Origin of the sequence: Paraburkholderia humisilvae (assembly GCF_902859855.1) — a bacterium.
GTDB classification, from domain to species: domain Bacteria; phylum Pseudomonadota; class Gammaproteobacteria; order Burkholderiales; family Burkholderiaceae; genus Paraburkholderia; species Paraburkholderia humisilvae.
This window is the reverse complement of sequence record NZ_CADIKH010000035.1, coordinates 44331-60271: the sequence shown is the minus strand read 5'-3', so window position 1 is coordinate 60271 and position 15941 is coordinate 44331. Positions and strand designations below refer to the sequence as shown.

Genomic DNA, 15941 nt, shown 5'->3' with positions numbered 1-15941 from the left:
TTCCAGAATGTGGGCGTAAGGTAAAACCCTTACCCGCACGCAAGGTCTGTCAGGGCGGCAAGCGATGCCAACCGCTGGTTATCGGCGCTTGTCGCCGCCTCCCCGCGCCGTCGGCCGGCACGGTCAGGCGCCCTCTTCGAGCACCAGCAGGTTGTCGTGCGAAAAGCCAAGCGCGACAGGTTGTCCGCGCTCGGGCAATACGCGGTTCGGGTCGTTGAACACGTCGAGCGAGATGACCGCATCCTGCACGCGGGTCCGGATCCGCACCACCGCGCCCAGAAAACTCACCTCTTCGACGGTCGCCCGCAGCGTATTGCGGCCGATCGCCGGCGCTTCGAGCACGATCGCTTCGGGCCGCAATGCGAGCAGCCGTTGCTTGCCGGCGTCGTCGGGCGCGAGGCTTTGCGTAGTCGTGAGTTCCTGTCCGTCAACCGCCATCCGGCCGGTGGCCGGATCGACGATGTGCCCGGACAGAATATTCAGCGTGCCGACGAACGATGCGACAAAACGCGTGCGCGGGAAGTTGTAGATCTCGAGCGGCGTGCCGACCTGCTCGATGCGCCCTTCGTTCATCACCGCAATGCGATCGGAAATTGACAATGCCTCTTCCTGGTCGTGCGTGACGAAAATCGACGTGATGCCAAGCTCGCGCTGCAACGCGCGAATATCCTGCCGAAGCGAAATGCGGATCTTCGCGTCGAGCGCCGACAGCGGCTCATCGAGCAGCAGCACCTGCGGCTTGGTCGCGAGCGCGCGCGCCAGCGCGACGCGCTGCTGCTGGCCGCCGGATAGCTGCCAAGGGTAGCGATCGCCGAGCGACGGCAGCTTGATCAGTTCCAGCATTTCATCGACGCGCTTGCGAATCTCGTGCGGCGCATGGTGCGCGATGCGCAAGCCAAAGCCGATATTGTCCGCGACGGTCATATTCGGAAACAGCGCGTACGACTGGAACACCATGCCGACGTTGCGCTGGCGTGTGCGCAGATGCGTGACGTCGCGCCCATCGATGCGAATCACGCCGCGCGTCGGCGCTTCGAAGCCGGCGACCATCCGCAGCACGGTCGTTTTGCCGCAGCCTGACGGACCCAGAAACGTAATGAACTCGCCGTGCTCGATCTGCATATCGAAGCGATGCAGCGCGGTGTTCGACCCGAAGGTCTTGTGCAGATTCTCGATCTCGAGGAAGGCCATGAGCGGGTGCCTCAATCAATGCGTCGTCGGTTCGTCAGGTTTTTTGCGGTGTCATTGCGCGCGCCGAGCCGAATAGCTGGATCAGGCCCATCGACGCCCAGGTCACCGCGAAAGCGATGATCGCGAGTGCCGACGGTTCGTATGCGCGGTTCGCGCCGATCAGTTGCAGGTAAGGCCCAAACGCAGGCCGATCGAGCAGGCTCGCGATCGTGAATTCGCCGATGACCACCGCGAAAGTCAGGAACGCGCCCGACAGAATGCCGGAGCGGATATTCGGAAAAATCACCTTGAACAGAATGGTCGGCCAGCTCGCGCCGAGGCACTCGGCCGCCTCCGTCAGCGAGCGGATGTCGACCGCGCGCAAGCCGGCGTCGACCGCCCGGTACATATAGGGCAGCGACAACGTCACGTAGCCGAACACGAGCAGCAGATCCGTCGCGCGCTCATTGCCGGTGAGCGGCAGGATCGAACTGCTGTTGTAGATGCGCAGATAGCCGAACACGATCACGATGGCCGGGATCACGAGCGGCAGCAGCGTGATGAACTCGACGATGCCGCGCAGTTTCGGCAAGCGCAGCTGCACCCAATAGGCGGTCGGCACGACCAGCAGCACGCCGACGACGATCGTCAGAACTGCCATCAGCATCGAGTAGCCAAACGATGCCTGAAAATGCGGGTCGGACAACACGACGCGGTACGCATCGAAGCTGTAGCTGCCACGCCGCATCCGCAAGCTGAACTCGAAGGTCGCGATAAGCGGAATCAGAAAATACAGCGCACCGACGATCATCGCCGTCCATGCGCCTACACGTGACTGACGCGACGGATGTTTCATCGGCGTCCCCTTTCAGCGCGCGAACGTAGCCAGATATAGCCGCCGTTCGACAGGCCCGTCACGACGATCATGCCGAATGCGAGCGCATACCCGAGGTTCGGGTTGTGCATCACGTCGCCGCGAATCTGCGCGTAAAGCAGGATCGTCACGATGTTCAACGAACTGCCCGTCAGCGCATACGCGGTCGCCACCGCGCCGAACGAATTGGCGAACAGCAGCAGCGTCGCGCCGAGCACGGCGGGCCACAGCACCGGCAACGCGACGTAACGCCAATACTGGTACGCGGTGCCGCCGAGGCAATCGCACGCTTCGCGCCATTCGCGCTTCAGACCGTCGAGCGCGGGCGTTACGATCAGCACCATCAATGGGATCTGGAAATACAGATAGGTCAGCGTGAGCCCCCAGAAGCTCAGGATGCTAAAGCCCGTCGAATACAGATTGATGCCCGCGTACTGCTTGAGCAGCATCGTGACGAGCCCGACACGACCCAGCGTGCAGATAAACGCGAACGCGAGCGGCACGCCGGCGAAATTCGACGCGACGCCGGAGAATGTCATCAGCGTCGGCCGGATCCAGCCCGGCAGCCGGCCCTGCACCGCGGCCCACGCGAGCAGCGAGCCGAACAGCGCGCCGCCGAACGCGGACGCCGCGCTCACCTTGAAGCTGATCCAGTATGCGTCGAGCACGCCCTGCTGGAACAGGCCGCCGAAGTTCGCGAGGGTAAAGCGACCCTCCGCGTCCTGAAACGCGCCGATCATCAGGAACGCGGTCGGCACGATCAGAAACAGCAGCGCGAACACGAAAAACGGCATCACGCCGATCCACGTCCAGACCGCCGCGCCGCGCGCCGGTCCATCGACCTGCGGCGCGGGCGTCGGCACGGGTGGCACCCGCAGATTCCCGTCGTCGCGCCCGGCGTCCGATGAAGCATTCATAGGTCAGGCACCTCAGGCCGATGCGACGGACGCCCGCCCGCATTCGCGGCGCGGCGCCCGCTGCATACATCCACTTATTTGACGTTAGCGCCGACGACTTCGTCCCAGTGCTTCGTCACCGCTTCCTTCGTCGCGTCCTGTTGCTGCAGCGTCGGAAAGACCGCGTTCTTGTAGGCCTGCGCGGGCGGCAGCTTGTTGAGCAGCGCCTGTGGCACTTTCTTCGCGGCGACGAGTTCGTTATAGCGCATCGGGTGGCAGTAGCCGGCGAGCCAGCCAAGCTGGCCTTCATCCGAATACAGATATTCCATCCACAGCTTCGCGGCGTTCGGATGCGGCGCGTATGCACTGATCGCCTGCACGTACACGCCGGCGACGACGCCCGTCTTCGGCACCACCACTTGCACCTTGGGATTGCCCTTCAGCGTGTCGCGATCGGCGAGCGCGTTGTAATCCCAGCGCACGATGATCGGCGTGGTGCCCTGCGCAAGCGACGCCGCTTTGCCAATCACCGGAACGAAGTTGCCGCTTTTGTTCAGATCCGCGAAATACTTGAGGCCCGCCTGGTCGGCCTTGCTCGCATCGCCTTTTGCCGCTGACAGGCCGGCCGCGTACACGCCCTGAATCGCCTGGTTCGCCGAGCGGGGATCGCCAGCCAGCGCAACCGCATTCTTGTATTCGGGCTTTTGCAAATCCGACCAGTCGGACGGCGTCTTGTCGATCATGTCGGCGTTCACCTCGAACGCGAGGACGCCGTAGTAGTCGCCGTACCAATAGCCTTCGGCGTCCTTCGACGAATCCGGAATCGACTTCCAGGTCGACACCTTGTACGGCTGCAGCAGGCCCGCAGCCTTGGCCGATGGTCCGAACGACAGACCCACATCAATCACGTCCGGCGCCTGCGGGCCCTTGTTGCCCTTGTTCGCCTTGATTGCCTCGATTTCGTCGCCGGAACCTGCATCCGGATTCAACTCGTTGACCTTGATGCCGTATTTCTTCTGGAAGTCAGCGATCATCGGGCCGTAGCCGCACCAGTCGTGCGGCAGCGCGATCACCGTCAACTGACCTTCCTGCTTCGCGGCAGCAATCAGCGCATCAGGCGGCGCAGCGGTTGCGGCGCCGGTGGCGGCCATTGCCGCGACGGCTGCCGCCGGAAGTGACAGCAAACAACGTGAGCGGGTCGAACTCATGTTTATCTCCATACTTGCCGTTAATGTGCTGCGTTTTAGAAGCTTGTTCTTGAGTTTGTCTATCGGCGCGCGGCTCGACGTGGTTCAGGACAACGCGTCGTCACCGATCAGATCGAGCCGATCGGTGCAAATCATGTCGACACCCCATTGCACCAGCTGTCTGGCACGCACGGGGTCGTTCACTGTGTAGGCAAGTATCCGCAACCCGGCGGCACGAACCTCGCCGACGAGCGCTTGTGTCAGATGCTTGTGATCCGCGTGCAACGATACGCATTGCAGGTCGTGCACGATGCGCGGCCAGTCGTCGGGCACCGCATCGAACAGCATGCCGCGCGGCAGCGCCGGTGCAACAGCGCGCGCTGCGGCCAATGCGTCATAGGAAAACGACGACAACAACGGCGTTCGCGAACGCCACAACGCAAGCGCCGCGCGGGCGACACGTTCGCCGGTCAACGCGTCGCGACCGGGGCAAGGCTTGATTTCAATGTTGGCGGCAAGACCGTCGCGTTCACAGCGGGCAGCCGCATCCGCAAGCGTTGGCAGGCGTTCGCCCGCGAAGCGACGATCGAACCACGAACCGGCGTCGAGCGCCGACAATTGCGACCAGGTGTGTGTCGCCGCCGCGCCGCGCCCATTCGTGGTGCGACCCAGCGTGTCGTCGTGCAGCAGGAACGTCTGGTTGTCCGCGGACAGCTTCGCATCGAACTCGACCATCCGGTAACCGTGCTGCACGCACGCGTCGAAACCTGCCAGCGTGTTTTCCGGCGCGAGCTTGCCACCGCAGCGGTGCGCGACAAGCCGTGGGTACGGCCAAACGGCGGATTGGGCGTCGTCGATTCCGTTTCCCATTGTGCGCTGCGAAGATTGGTTCGATGCCGGTTGATTCGGTCAATGCGAATTGATTGGATGAGACTATAGCGTGTTGTTGTAGACGGCCGCGAGTTCCGCCCACTCCCCCGTGAGGCTCCCCGTACGCGACTTCACTGCACAGCGACCGCGCGGGCCGGTTGTTCCAGGCAAATCCTGAGGATCGCGAATATTGCGCGGCATCCTCGTCGCGGCGTTGCAGGATATCGGGTTCGATAACGTGCGAAGGCTAAAGTCAAAAGGCCAAACTTGCAAGCTTCCAAAAAAGCACGAATGGGTGCGCAACCAATCAGCCGATTTGTCATGTCGGCGACATGCAATTTCGATAGGTCGGCCACGGCGTCAGGCAGATATCGACCGAGCGCATCAACTCAGCGCCTTGCGTATCGTGCGAAACGATTCGGCGAGGCCGGCGTGGATGGGTGAGTGGCACCTGAGGTCGCGCGCGTGGAGAGAAGGCCGGGCCGGATGATGCTTGCGTCGACCCGGCGGAATGAAGCGGCCGCGCTCGCTAAGCAACCAGCATGCGAACTTCCCGCTGCATGCGCGGCGTCATCTGGCGCACCTCCTTGGCCAGATTGATTTGCATCGCGGTCGACGCAACGTCGACCAGACTCTGCTGCAGGTTGTAGTTGCCCTTCGCCTGCAGCCACGCAAGGATATCGGCCAGATGCCATACCGTCGTGGTCCCCTCATGGACCGGCGTCGGAAAGCTCGTTGCATGCGTGATCATCAGCTTGCGCATGTTTTGCCGTGTGACCCCGACCGCTTGCGCAGCATCGGTAAGCCCGACGAAATCGGGCGCGGCCTCGATCAGCTTGGCCGCCGGAACAGCCGTCTTCACACTCGCAAGCGCACTGACCAGTGCCTCTTCGGCAGATCTCGCCTTGCGCGTAAATTCGAGTGCGATACGTCCTGGCTGACCGATACCGACCAGTGCGTCATCGCATCCGGCCGCACCCAGGCGCTCGATGAGATCGTCCATATTGGTGTCGTTCTCCGACAACTGGTACTTCAGCGTAAAAATGTACTCCATGACTACTCCTTCTGCGGTGCGTGCCGTGTGGCAGACCTTTGCTTCGTGTGCGTTGTGCAGTTGTCGACAACCCGCATCAAAGCGTTCGCGTGATTGCCGGAACTGCGCGGCGTACGCCAGACACAGGTGATACAAAACTCTCCGCAACGACAATCGTCGTCTTTGTACGGACAATAAAGCTTTCCCCACGCATGAGCCCCACCGACTTCCACGCGCCAACCATGGGCTTCGGCGTGCCTGAGCGCTTCTTCGATTTCCTTCTTTGGATGAACTGACCGCGACATGCTGACCTCAAGCTTAGAGAGATTGCGATGAGTTGTCAAATGACAACTTTTTTGAGATGCAACAGAAGTCAGCAGACGGTCTCGGCCCGTCGTATTTTAAGAATGCCAAACGATCCATATATGCCCTCACCACGTGTTCAAAGAAGAAGCATCGTGCCGGGCAAGCGATGTCACATCAATATGCCAAACGATGTAGTCCGAATCATTTGGCGCGCCACATCCATCAGCGATGGAAATATAAAAAGCCCGCCTTTATTGAACTGCACCCCAAAAGTTGGACACCGATCCGACCTCTGGGGTGTTTTTCATGGCGAAGTACGATGAGCGGTTCAAACGGAAGTTAGTCGACACGTATTTGCGCGGTGACATCGGCTTGCCGATGCTGGCTGCGCGTCACGGGATCGACTACTCGATGCTGCGTCGCTGGGTGGCGGCGTTTCGTCTGCACGGCGGCGCTGCACCGCGTGGCAAGTACACCCACTATGACGCCTGCTTCAAGCTGAAGGTGCTGCAGCACATGTGGCGTGACAGGCTGTCTGTGCGGGAAGTCATGGCGCTGTACGACATCCGCCAGGCGGCCAGTGTGCCACGCTGGGCACGACTGTATGATGAGGGCGGTATTAACGCTCTGGCGTCCCGTTCGAAGGGGCGTCCCCGGCAAATGGTCAACACCCCGCCCGACAAGCCTGCTGAAGAGAAAGCGCCTGAGACACGCACGCGCGAAGAACTGCTCAAGGAAAACGAGTACCTGCGCGCGGAGGTGGCGTACCTAAAAAAGCTCGATGCGCTGCTCAAGGCAAAGAAGCGGGCAGCGCAAAAGAAAAAACACAGATCGTGAACGGGCTCAGAGGCCAGCATCCGCTTGCCGCACTGCTGAAGGTCGCCGGACTGGCGCGTAGCACGTTCTATTACCAGTTGCGGATACTGGAGGACGGCGAACGTCACGTCGAGCTGAAGGAGAAGATCAGTACGATCGACGAACACCATCAGGGCCGCTACGGCTACCGGCGCATCACGGCTACCATCCGCAACGCCGGCCAGATCGTCAATCACAAGACAGTGCAGCGGCTCATGGGCGAGCTGCAACTGAAGTCACTCGTGCGCCCGAGCGCTACCGGTCCTGGCGCGGTGAGGTCGGACGCATCGCGCCGAACCTGCTGAGCCGCAAGTTCGAGGCTCATGCGCCAAACCAGAAGTGGGTCACCGACGTGACGGAATTCAATGTCAACGGCCAGAAACTCTACCTGTCACCGGTGCTGGATCTGTACAACGGCGAGATCGTGGCCTGGCAGACAGCTCGTCGCCCGAGCTTCGAACTGGTCAGCGGCATGTTGAAGAAAGCCCTCGCCCGGCTGCGCAGCAGCGAAACACCATTGCTGCATTCGGATCAGGGCTGGCAGTACCAGATGTCTGCCTGGCGGCACACGCTGGCCATGCATCGCGTGCAGCAAAGCATGTCGAGAAGGGGAAACTGTCTGGACAACGCGGCCATGGAAAGCTTCTTCGCCACGCTCAAGTCAGAGTTCTTCCGGCTGAACCGCTGTACCAGTATTGAACAGTTGCAGGCCGGACTACGGCGCTACATCCACTATTACAATCACGAGCGCATCAAACTCAAATTGAAAGGGCTGAGTCCTGTGCAGTACAGAACCCAGCCCTTAGCTGCCTAGCTTTTCACTGTCCAACTTCCCGGGGTCAGTTCATTATGCGGCGGGCTTTGCAGCGATTTATCTGAATCGAAGCGTGGTGGCGTCTTCAGACCACACCGGCTCCGTGTGCCTGGACATCGGCGTGGTAGCTCGAACGCACCATCGCGCCGACGGCGGCATGCGTGAACCCCATCTTGTACGCCTCTTCCTCGTACATCCTGAATGTGTCGGGATGCACATAGGCGCGCACCGGCAGGTGATGTTCAGAAGGTTGCAGGTATTGGCCGATCGTCAGCATGTCCACGTCGTGCGCGCGCAAGTCGCGCATCACCTGCAGAATTTCTTCTTCCGTTTCACCGAGACCCACCATCAGTCCGGACTTCGTCGCGACATCGGGATGCAGCGCTTTGAAATCCTTCAGCAACTTCAGCGAGTGCGCATAGTCCGAGCCTGGACGCGCCTCTTTATACAGACGTGGCACGGTCTCCAGATTGTGATTCATGACATCGGGCGGCGCCGCATTCAGGATGCCGAGCGCGCGATCGAGGCGCCCGCGGAAGTCTGGCGTCAGAATCTCGATGCGCGTGTCGGGTGACAGCTCGCGCGTCTTCTGGATGCACTCGACGAAATGCGCAGCCCCCCCGTCGCGCAGGTCGTCGCGGTCCACGCTCGTGATCACCACGTACTTCAATTTCAACGCAGCGATCGTGCGTGCGAGGTTGAGCGGCTCATCGGCGTCGAGCGGATCGGGCCGGCCGTGACCGACATCGCAAAACGGGCAGCGGCGCGTGCATTTGTCGCCCATGATCATGAACGTCGCGGTGCCCTTGCCGAAACACTCGCCGATATTCGGACAGCTGGCTTCTTCGCACACCGTGTGCAGGTTGTGTTCGCGAAGAATCTGCTTGATCTCGTAGAAGCGCGAATTACCCGTCGCCGCCTTCACGCGGATCCAGTCCGGCTTCTTCAGCTTTTCGATCGGGACAATCTTGATCGGGATACGCGCAGTCTTCGCCTGCGCTTTCTGCTTGGCGGTGGCGTCATATGCGGCAGGGGCCGCAGTGGCGTCAGGGGCGGGATGACCTGCGAGGTTCGCGGTGACGTCAGTCATTCGTTCGTTCCAGTCAGGCGGTGGGGGCACCGGCCTGTAATTGGGCGGCGGCTTGCGAAACGCCGTCGATGTTTGCGGTGAGGCGCGCTGCCAGCGTACGAGCGACGTCGTTCCAGTCGGCACGCGCGCCGAGTGTAGCCATATCCACCGTTTCGAGCCCGGCGTAGCCGCACGGATTGATCGCGAGAAACGGCTGCAAATTCATGTCCACGTTCAGGCTTACGCCGTGATAACTGCAGCCATTGCGGATTTTGAGCCCCAACGCGGCGACTTTCGCGCCGGCGTGCAGCTCACAGGCAGACTCCGCAGGAGCCGGTGCGACATAGATACCAGGTGCGCCTGCCTTGCGTTCTCCGGCGAGATTATACGCCGCGAGCGTTTCGATCACGGCCTGCTCGATCCGGTTGACCAGCTCCCGAACCATCAGTTTTCGCCGGCGCAAATCGAGCAACAGGTAAGCGACGATCTGGCCAGGGCCATGGTAGGTGATCTGCCCGCCGCGATCGACCTTGACGAGCGGAATGCCGCTGTCCGTCGCCAGCAGATGCGCAGGGTCGCCGGCCTGGCCCAAGGTAAACACCGGCGGATGCTCGACGAGCCAGATTTCGTCGGTGGTCTCGGCCGTGCGCGCTTCGGTGAACGCGCGCATCGCGTCGAAGCTGACCTGATACGGTTCGACGCCGCGCCAATGCAGCAGGACGGGCGCACACGCGGACGCGCGAGCAGCAACGGCATTCGCAACCGTGGTCCCAACGGGGGTCGTTTCAGACAGCGCCGTTCCGGATGGGGTAGATCCGGACAGCGCAACAGACGGGGTAACCGGCGTGGCGCACATGATGGCGCAAGTTTACCGAAATCTCGCGGGCCTCGCCGACTGCGGTCCGATCCGCGCGGGCGCGGATCGGCACAGATTCCATCAACGCTCCACCGTCACCCACGTCATACGGTGCGCCAGCCGCCGCGCAGACGCGCGCCGATCCGCTCGGCGACCCGCGCAAACCAGTTGATCGCGCGCTCGTCCGCCCGCTTTGGCACATAGAAAACGACATAGGCTTGCGCGCCGCGCTCGACACTCAGCCACAGCCGTTCGCCGCGACGCAGCCGCAGCGTATTGCCCGGTTCAAGCCAGTAATCGTTGACGTCGTCGCTGCGGGTCACCCAAACCGCGCCGCCATGTACCGACAACCGTGTGCTGGCCGTGACAAACAACGGCACCGTCTCACCGGCACGGACTTCGAAGCGGATGCTAGAGGAAATTTCTCGCATGACACCCTCACAAAAGAACGTTTCTGACTAGAATCCTAGTCGTGACAAGGGTTTGCACCAAACGATCAATTTTCACGGGTATGTGAGAAAATTTAGCAATGGACCTTCGTGACCTGCCTTCGCTGAACGCCATCAAAGCCTTCGAGGCCGCGGCGCGGCACGAAAGCTTCTCGCGCGCGGCCGACGAACTGTTTGTTACGCACGGCGCGGTGAGCCATCAGGTTCGCGCGCTGGAAGCGGAACTCGGTGTCGCGCTATTTACGCGCGACGGCAAGCGCCTGCGTCTGACCGACGTCGGCCGGCGTTACGCGGTGCGCGTTCGCACGGCGCTGGTCGCGCTGGCGGACGCCACGCGCGAAATTCGCGCGAGCGAGCGGGAACGACGGCTCGTCGTGTCGATTCTGTCGTCGTTCGCCGCACGCTGGATTACACCGCGCGTCGGCAGCTTTATCGAGGCGCATCCGCAATGGGATCTTGAACTGCAAACCAGCAATGTCCTGGTCGACTTCGCGCGCGACGACGTCGACGTCGCCATTCGGTTCGGTTACGGCAGATATCCGGGGCTGCAAGCCGAGTTGTTGCTCGAAGAGGTGTTCTTCCCGGCCTGCGCGCCCAATTTCAACGGCGGCAACTTGCCCGGGACGCCGGCCGATCTGGCGAACGTGCCGCTGCTGCGCTCGGACGACCAGTTATGGAAGCGCTGGTTCGATGCGGCGGGCTTGCAGGACTGGCCCGAACCGAGCCGCGGCGTGCTGTATCAGGATTCGTCGAACCTGCTGCAGGCGGCCATGGACGGCCAGGGCGTCGCACTCGCGCGCCGGGCGCTCGCGACGCACGAAATAGCGGCCGGACGGCTCGTGCGGTTATTCGACATCGACGGTCCGTGCCCGTGGCAATACTTTTTTGTCTGCCCGCCGCAGCTGCGGCATACGCCGCGCGTTGAAGCGTTCCATGACTGGATTTTCAGCGAGGCCACGCGCTTCAAGGCTGAACTCGAGCAAGTCTGCTCGAACGGTCGGAAGGGCCCGATGCAGGGCCGCACGAAGAGCCCTATGCAGGACCCGTTGCAGGTCCGCGATTAAGACTGACGCTTCCGTTCGACCGCGACATGTCGTCGCCGATCGAATCCGGCGCGTAAAGCGACAGAACCGCTACAGGACCACCTTCACCATCGGATGACCGGTAAGCGCACGGTAGATATCGTCGAGGTGCGCGCGGTTCTGTGCGCGCACGGTCACGGTCAAACCCATGTAGTTGCCGGCGCTCGACGGGCGAGTCTCGATGCGTGCGGCGTCGAAATCGCTGTCGAACTGCAGGATCACCGCCGCGATCGTCGCGACGAAGTCGGGGTGCGATTTCCCCATCACCTTGATCGGAAAATCGCATGGAAAATCAATCAATGACTCGTTTTCGGAACTCATACCATCGCCTCTTTGCGGCAAACCGCGCGCGTACCGGCCGGCACGCGCGCGGCAATTGAAACGGCCAGCCGCCGCTGCGGTTGCAGGCTTATTTCTTCTTGTTGAACATCAACATCAGCGAATCCCACACACGGCCGACGATACCCGCTTGCGGCACCGGCTGCAGCGCGACGATCGGGAATTGCACAAGCGTCTTGCCGTCCGACACGAGCTTCGCGGTACCGACCTGCTGGCCCGCCGCAAGCGGCGCGATCAGCGGATCGGCGTGCTCGACTTGCGGCTTCAGCTTGTCACCGAGCCCCTTTGGAACCGTGATGTACTGATCGGTCAACACACCGAGCTTGACCGTATCCTGCGTGCCCTTATACACGCGCGGCGTTTCGATTACCTGGCCAGCCTTGTAGAGGCGCACCACGTCATATGCGCTATAGCCGTAGTTCAGCATCTTCAGGCTGTCCTGCACGCGGTCGTGTTCCTTCACCTCGCCCATCATCACGGTGACGAGGCGGCGCGACGCATCCGGTGCGCCCGGCACGGGACGCTTCGCGGTCGCGATCAGGCAGTAGCCCGCCGCTTGCGTATGGCCGGTCTTCAGCCCGTCGACCGTCGGATCGAGCCACAGCAAGCGGTTGCGATTCGGCTGCTTGATCTTGTTGTACGTGAATTCCTTGACTGAGAAGATGTTGTAGTAGTCCGGATAATCGCGAATCAGGCGCGTCGACAGAAGCGCGAGATCGCCAGCGGTCGTGTAGTGCTGCGCGTCGGGCATGCCGTTCACGTCGGCGTAATGCGTGTTCTTCATGCCGAGCTTCTGCGCTTGCGCGTTCATCATCGCGACGAACTGCGCTTCAGTGCCGCCCACCAGTTCAGCCAGTGCGATAGCCGCGTCGTTACCCGACTGGACGATCATCCCGTAGACCAGATCGTGCACGGTCACCGGCTTGTTCGCTTCGATGAACATCCGCGATTCGTCGTTGCGTACGCGGCGGACCGCCACACTCGGCATCACCGTTTGATCCATCGAGATCTTCTTCGTGTCCAGTGCCTGAAACACGAGGTACGCGGTCATCAGCTTCGTCAGCGAAGCGGGCTCGACACGCTCATCCGGATTGCCCGACGCGAGCACCTGATTGCTGGTCGCATCGACAAGGACCCACGAGCGCGCATTGACGGCCGGTGGCGGCACCTGCGCAAACGCGGTGCTCGCGACAAGCGTCGCAGGCAGCACGACGCCGAGCGTCACTGCGCGGCTAATGGATTGGGGAACGAAAGACGCCAGTGACGGGAAGCCGGAATTGGAGAAGCGCATAGGATGGGTTCGGGCAGAAATGAGCATTCACGCGTGAGCGGCGCGCAATTTGCGGAAACCGGCGAGCACACGTCGCACCGCGCCGTGCGTATCCACGAGAGGACAGCGGCAAGACAGCGCAGCGCTTTTTGGACTACCGGCGACACGATCGGTTCGCGCAGCGTACCTCGTATCCGCTGCGGCGCGGACATGATTAATGCGTGATCGATGCATGATCATTGCGCAACGCCTGTGGCGGAAAGGGCGCGCTGCGCCCAAAAAAAGAGCGCTCATTATACGCGCCGCCAGACCACATTTTTCCAGCCTGGCCCCGCTTTTACCGCGATTTCTTGCGACGGTGTTGTGTTCACGCACTGCGTGCATCAACGCGAGCCGAAGCCGCATTGCGCTGGAACACGCACTCTGCGCCGCGCAGCAACAGCGCGACGCGGGCAAAGCTCAGCGCCAGGCGTCGACGATGATCCGCTTCAGAATGTGGAGCTTGCGATGCAGGAAATGCTCGGCGCCCGGAATCACGACAACCGGCAATTCCTGCGGTGCCGCCCAGTCGAACACGGATTGAACCGGCACCGTGTCGTCTATTTCGCCGTGAATCACGAGCGTCGTGTCCGGCACCGGCGCGACGTCCCAACGGCTCGTCGCGGTGCCGACAAACACGATTCGCTCGATTGCGCGCCCTTCTTCGCGCAGCCGCGCGGCAACATGCGAAAGCACGAAGGTGCCGAATGAAAATCCGGCGAGCACGAGCGGCAGGTCAGCCTGTCCGGGTTGTGCGCGCATGTAATCGAGCACCGCGCGCAGGTCATCGCGCTCGCCGACGCCGTTGTCGTGCTCGCCCTCGGTCGCGCCAACGCCGCGGAAATTCGAACGGTACGTCACGTACTTCAATTGCACCAGCGTACGCGCGAGTGTTTGCGCGACCTTGTTGTCCATCGAGCCGCCGAACAGTGGATGCGGATGCGCGACAAGCGCGATGCCGCGCGGTTCGCCGTCGGGCAGATCGAGCGCGACCTCGATTTTGCCCACCGGACCGTCGATCAGGAATTTCTTCGTATGAGCGTTCATTGGCGCCGCTTCCGGGTCAATTTGACGGGTCGATTGATGGATGACCCAACTGGCTGATCGATTTACCGATCCATTTTCAGACGCTCGACCACCTTGCCGTTCACCAGGTGGGAGTCGATGATTTCGTCGATGTCGCTTGAATCGACGTACGTGTACCACGTTCCTTCCGGATAAATCACGACTGTCGGCCCCTCTTCACAGCGGTCGAGACATCCGGACTTGTTGATGCGCACCTTGCCCGGCCCGGCGAGCCCCAGCTGCTTGACGCGCTTTTTCGCGTATTCCTGCATTTCCTGCGCATTGCAGTTTGCGCAGCACGGCCGCGCCGCGCCGGGTTCCCGCTGGTTCAGGCAAAAGAACACGTGATACTTGAAAAATGAATCCATCGGCGTAGGCGGCAAGGCGAAATGGTTTTGAAAGTGCGGACCTTGAAGACCGCGGCACGGGCTTAAAGGCGGGGCAAGCGTCGTCGCTTGCGATCGATCCAACCGATTATAGCGACCGCTTCCGTGAGCCGCTCGTACAGCGCTCATGCAGGCATCACACAGCGTTCACGCGGCGCACACGCGCAACTCGGCGCGGCTGGGTGGGCCGATCACGTGCGTTGCCCGCCGCTCGCGCGCCGCCGCGTGAGCCATGCGCGCTCGGCGGAAAACGCGAGCCACACGAGCGCCGCGTACGGCCATGTCCACGCAAGCCAGTGCGCGAGACCGTTGAAGTGCAGATAACGGCCCTGGCGCCAATCGGCGAGCACGACATCGAAATAGGGGTTCACCGGCAGCAGATTGACGAATATCAACGCGGTCATCAGCGCGGTGGCCGCAAGCGTCGCGCGCCATGCGAACGGCAGCACCAGCACGAGCAAAACCGCGGCAGTGCCGCACGCCAGTCCGATCAATGCGCCCGGCGTAGCCCAATCGAATGCGAGGCCGCTTTGCGACTGCAGAAAGGTGGCACCCGCTTTGACCGCGAGCGTCGACACGATAAACGCCACGAGCAGAAGACGGCGCGGCGCACGCCGGCGCATCGGCAGCGAGGCGAGCGCGCCAGCCGCGAGCAGGTTAAGCGCGGTGATCAATGCCTCCCATCCGTCATCGGGTAGCCACGCGGAGATGAACCCCGGCCACGACGGCACGTGCCACGCGGCAGGCGCCCACGCGAGCAGCGTCTCCTGCATGCCCGCATCGAAGCGCAGCCACAACGCGCGCGGCCAATCGCCGAGGCCGAACAGCCGTGGCGCCGGAAACATCGTCGCGAACGGCCACAGCGCGGCAATACACGTGATCGCCGCGCTATCGCGTTCAAACCACAGAAAGCGGATGCGTCTGAACAGGCCGCGGTCGAGCAACGCTCCGGTGGCAGGGGACATCAATGCCGCACCCAGCAGCGCACCCAGCGCATTGGCCGCCAGATCGAGATTCGACGCGATGCGCGTCGGCAAATAGGTCTGCCCGGCTTCCATGAGCGCCGACAGCAGCGCGCCGGCGCCGAACGCGAGCCCCACCGCCAGCGAGCCGCGCACGCGCGGATAGACGGCCAGCACGACCAGCGCGCCGAGCGGCATATAGCCAAGCACATTGGTGACGACGTCGAAAAGCGTCAGGTATTGCGGCAGCGGATCGGTGAGATAAGCGAACGGCGCAAGCCCGAGCGAACGCCAGCCGTAAAACGGATACCACGAACCGTACACGATCAGCGCCGCGTAGAACGCGAGCGCCTGCCTCGCCAACGCCGACGGACGGCGCTGCCACGGCTTGTCAGTCATGCCGCGCTCCGCGGCGCGCG

Annotated in this window: 16 protein-coding genes and 1 pseudogene; 2 read left to right on the top strand and 15 right to left on the bottom strand. The window is 62.2% G+C overall.

The genetic code is table 11. The features are described from left to right. Positions 1 to 123: 123 nt before the first annotated feature. The 7 genes from HV796_RS28440 to HV796_RS44290 all read right to left on the bottom strand — a co-directional run bounded on the left by HV796_RS28440 (position 124) and on the right by HV796_RS44290 (position 6335). Positions 124 to 1191, bottom strand: coding sequence for an ABC transporter ATP-binding protein (locus tag HV796_RS28440; protein ID WP_175230006.1), 1068 nt, complete (start codon positions 1189 to 1191; stop codon positions 124 to 126). A 34-nt stretch (positions 1192 to 1225) separates the two neighbouring features. Beyond that, a complete protein-coding gene (locus tag HV796_RS28435; RefSeq protein WP_175230004.1) occupies positions 1226 to 2026 on the bottom strand; it encodes an ABC transporter permease in 801 nt (266 codons plus the stop codon). Then, complete coding sequence (locus HV796_RS28430) at positions 2023 to 2961, bottom strand: ABC transporter permease (protein ID WP_175229994.1); 939 nt, start codon at positions 2959 to 2961, stop codon at positions 2023 to 2025. The genes HV796_RS28435 and HV796_RS28430 overlap by 4 nt, the downstream gene beginning before the upstream one ends. A 74-nt stretch (positions 2962 to 3035) precedes the next feature. Next, positions 3036 to 4148 (bottom strand): ABC transporter substrate-binding protein, encoded by a 1113-nt coding sequence (locus HV796_RS28425; RefSeq protein WP_175229992.1) that lies wholly within the window; start codon positions 4146 to 4148, stop codon positions 3036 to 3038. Positions 4149 to 4232: 84 nt separating this feature from the next. Continuing rightward, entirely contained in the window at positions 4233 to 4997 is a 765-nt protein-coding gene (gene ugpQ, locus HV796_RS28420) for a glycerophosphodiester phosphodiesterase (protein WP_175229990.1), read from the bottom strand. 529 nt (positions 4998 to 5526) lie between these two features. Next, a complete protein-coding gene (locus HV796_RS28415) occupies positions 5527 to 6051 on the bottom strand; it encodes a helix-turn-helix transcriptional regulator (RefSeq protein ID WP_175229988.1) in 525 nt (174 codons plus the stop codon). 2 nt (positions 6052 to 6053) lie between these two features. Further along, complete coding sequence (locus HV796_RS44290) at positions 6054 to 6335, bottom strand: hypothetical protein (RefSeq protein WP_246356089.1); 282 nt, start codon at positions 6333 to 6335, stop codon at positions 6054 to 6056. A gap of 307 nt (positions 6336 to 6642) precedes the next feature. Between HV796_RS44290 and HV796_RS28410 the strand changes: the two are divergent. Further along, positions 6643 to 8005 (top strand): annotated as a pseudogene (locus HV796_RS28410) (IS3 family transposase). A gap of 85 nt (positions 8006 to 8090) precedes the next feature. Here HV796_RS28410 and lipA read toward each other — a convergent pair. The 3 genes from lipA to HV796_RS28395 form a co-directional block, all read right to left on the bottom strand. Further along, positions 8091 to 9095 (bottom strand): lipoyl synthase, encoded by a 1005-nt coding sequence (gene lipA, locus HV796_RS28405; protein ID WP_175229986.1) that lies wholly within the window; start codon positions 9093 to 9095, stop codon positions 8091 to 8093. A 13-nt stretch (positions 9096 to 9108) separates the two neighbouring features. Continuing rightward, positions 9109 to 9930 carry a lipoyl(octanoyl) transferase LipB gene (gene lipB / locus HV796_RS28400; RefSeq protein WP_175229984.1) on the bottom strand — a complete coding sequence of 274 codons (822 nt, stop codon included), beginning with the start codon at positions 9928 to 9930 and terminating at the stop codon, positions 9109 to 9111. Between the two features lie 104 nt (positions 9931 to 10034). After that, positions 10035 to 10361 (bottom strand): DUF2917 domain-containing protein, encoded by a 327-nt coding sequence (locus HV796_RS28395; RefSeq protein ID WP_175229982.1) that lies wholly within the window; start codon positions 10359 to 10361, stop codon positions 10035 to 10037. 98 nt (positions 10362 to 10459) lie between these two features. On the opposite strand from HV796_RS28395, the gene HV796_RS28390 reads away from it, so the two are divergent. Then, on the top strand, positions 10460 to 11443 hold the full coding sequence (locus tag HV796_RS28390; protein WP_175229980.1) for a transcriptional regulator GcvA: 984 nt from the start codon (positions 10460 to 10462) through the stop codon (positions 11441 to 11443). Between the two features lie 69 nt (positions 11444 to 11512). Here HV796_RS28390 and HV796_RS28385 read toward each other — a convergent pair whose 3' ends face one another. The 5 genes from HV796_RS28385 to HV796_RS28365 form a co-directional block, all read right to left on the bottom strand. Next, entirely contained in the window at positions 11513 to 11782 is a 270-nt protein-coding gene (locus HV796_RS28385) for a DUF493 family protein (protein ID WP_175229978.1), read from the bottom strand. Between the two features lie 88 nt (positions 11783 to 11870). Further along, the gene (locus tag HV796_RS28380; protein WP_175229976.1) at positions 11871 to 13091 is read right to left on the bottom strand and encodes a D-alanyl-D-alanine carboxypeptidase family protein; all 1221 of its coding nucleotides are present in this window, start codon (positions 13089 to 13091) and stop codon (positions 11871 to 11873) included. A 438-nt stretch (positions 13092 to 13529) separates the two neighbouring features. Next, positions 13530 to 14156 (bottom strand): alpha/beta hydrolase, encoded by a 627-nt coding sequence (locus HV796_RS28375; RefSeq protein WP_175229974.1) that lies wholly within the window; start codon positions 14154 to 14156, stop codon positions 13530 to 13532. Positions 14157 to 14218: 62 nt separating this feature from the next. Further along, the gene (locus HV796_RS28370; RefSeq protein WP_175229972.1) at positions 14219 to 14542 is read right to left on the bottom strand and encodes a (2Fe-2S) ferredoxin domain-containing protein; all 324 of its coding nucleotides are present in this window, start codon (positions 14540 to 14542) and stop codon (positions 14219 to 14221) included. A 209-nt stretch (positions 14543 to 14751) separates the two neighbouring features. Then, positions 14752 to 15921, bottom strand: coding sequence for a VanZ family protein (locus tag HV796_RS28365; protein WP_175229970.1), 1170 nt, complete (start codon positions 15919 to 15921; stop codon positions 14752 to 14754). Positions 15922 to 15941 lie beyond the last annotated feature (20 nt).

Coding starts and splice junctions, on each gene's coding strand:
- HV796_RS28440 (WP_175230006.1), bottom strand. CDS start 1,191: ATGGCCTTCCTCGAGATCGAGAATCTGCACAAGACCTTCGGGTCGAAC.
- HV796_RS28435 (WP_175230004.1), bottom strand. CDS start 2,026: ATGAAACATCCGTCGCGTCAGTCACGTGTAGGCGCATGGACGGCGATG.
- HV796_RS28430 (WP_175229994.1), bottom strand. CDS start 2,961: ATGAATGCTTCATCGGACGCCGGGCGCGACGACGGGAATCTGCGGGTG.
- HV796_RS28425 (WP_175229992.1), bottom strand. CDS start 4,148: ATGAGTTCGACCCGCTCACGTTGTTTGCTGTCACTTCCGGCGGCAGCC.
- ugpQ (WP_175229990.1), bottom strand. CDS start 4,997: ATGGGAAACGGAATCGACGACGCCCAATCCGCCGTTTGGCCGTACCCA.
- HV796_RS28415 (WP_175229988.1), bottom strand. CDS start 6,051: ATGGAGTACATTTTTACGCTGAAGTACCAGTTGTCGGAGAACGACACC.
- HV796_RS44290 (WP_246356089.1), bottom strand. CDS start 6,335: ATGTCGCGGTCAGTTCATCCAAAGAAGGAAATCGAAGAAGCGCTCAGG.
- lipA (WP_175229986.1), bottom strand. CDS start 9,095: ATGACTGACGTCACCGCGAACCTCGCAGGTCATCCCGCCCCTGACGCC.
- lipB (WP_175229984.1), bottom strand. CDS start 9,930: ATGTGCGCCACGCCGGTTACCCCGTCTGTTGCGCTGTCCGGATCTACC.
- HV796_RS28395 (WP_175229982.1), bottom strand. CDS start 10,361: ATGCGAGAAATTTCCTCTAGCATCCGCTTCGAAGTCCGTGCCGGTGAG.
- HV796_RS28390 (WP_175229980.1), top strand. CDS start 10,460: ATGGACCTTCGTGACCTGCCTTCGCTGAACGCCATCAAAGCCTTCGAG.
- HV796_RS28385 (WP_175229978.1), bottom strand. CDS start 11,782: ATGAGTTCCGAAAACGAGTCATTGATTGATTTTCCATGCGATTTTCCG.
- HV796_RS28380 (WP_175229976.1), bottom strand. CDS start 13,091: ATGCGCTTCTCCAATTCCGGCTTCCCGTCACTGGCGTCTTTCGTTCCC.
- HV796_RS28375 (WP_175229974.1), bottom strand. CDS start 14,156: ATGAACGCTCATACGAAGAAATTCCTGATCGACGGTCCGGTGGGCAAA.
- HV796_RS28370 (WP_175229972.1), bottom strand. CDS start 14,542: ATGGATTCATTTTTCAAGTATCACGTGTTCTTTTGCCTGAACCAGCGG.
- HV796_RS28365 (WP_175229970.1), bottom strand. CDS start 15,921: ATGACTGACAAGCCGTGGCAGCGCCGTCCGTCGGCGTTGGCGAGGCAG.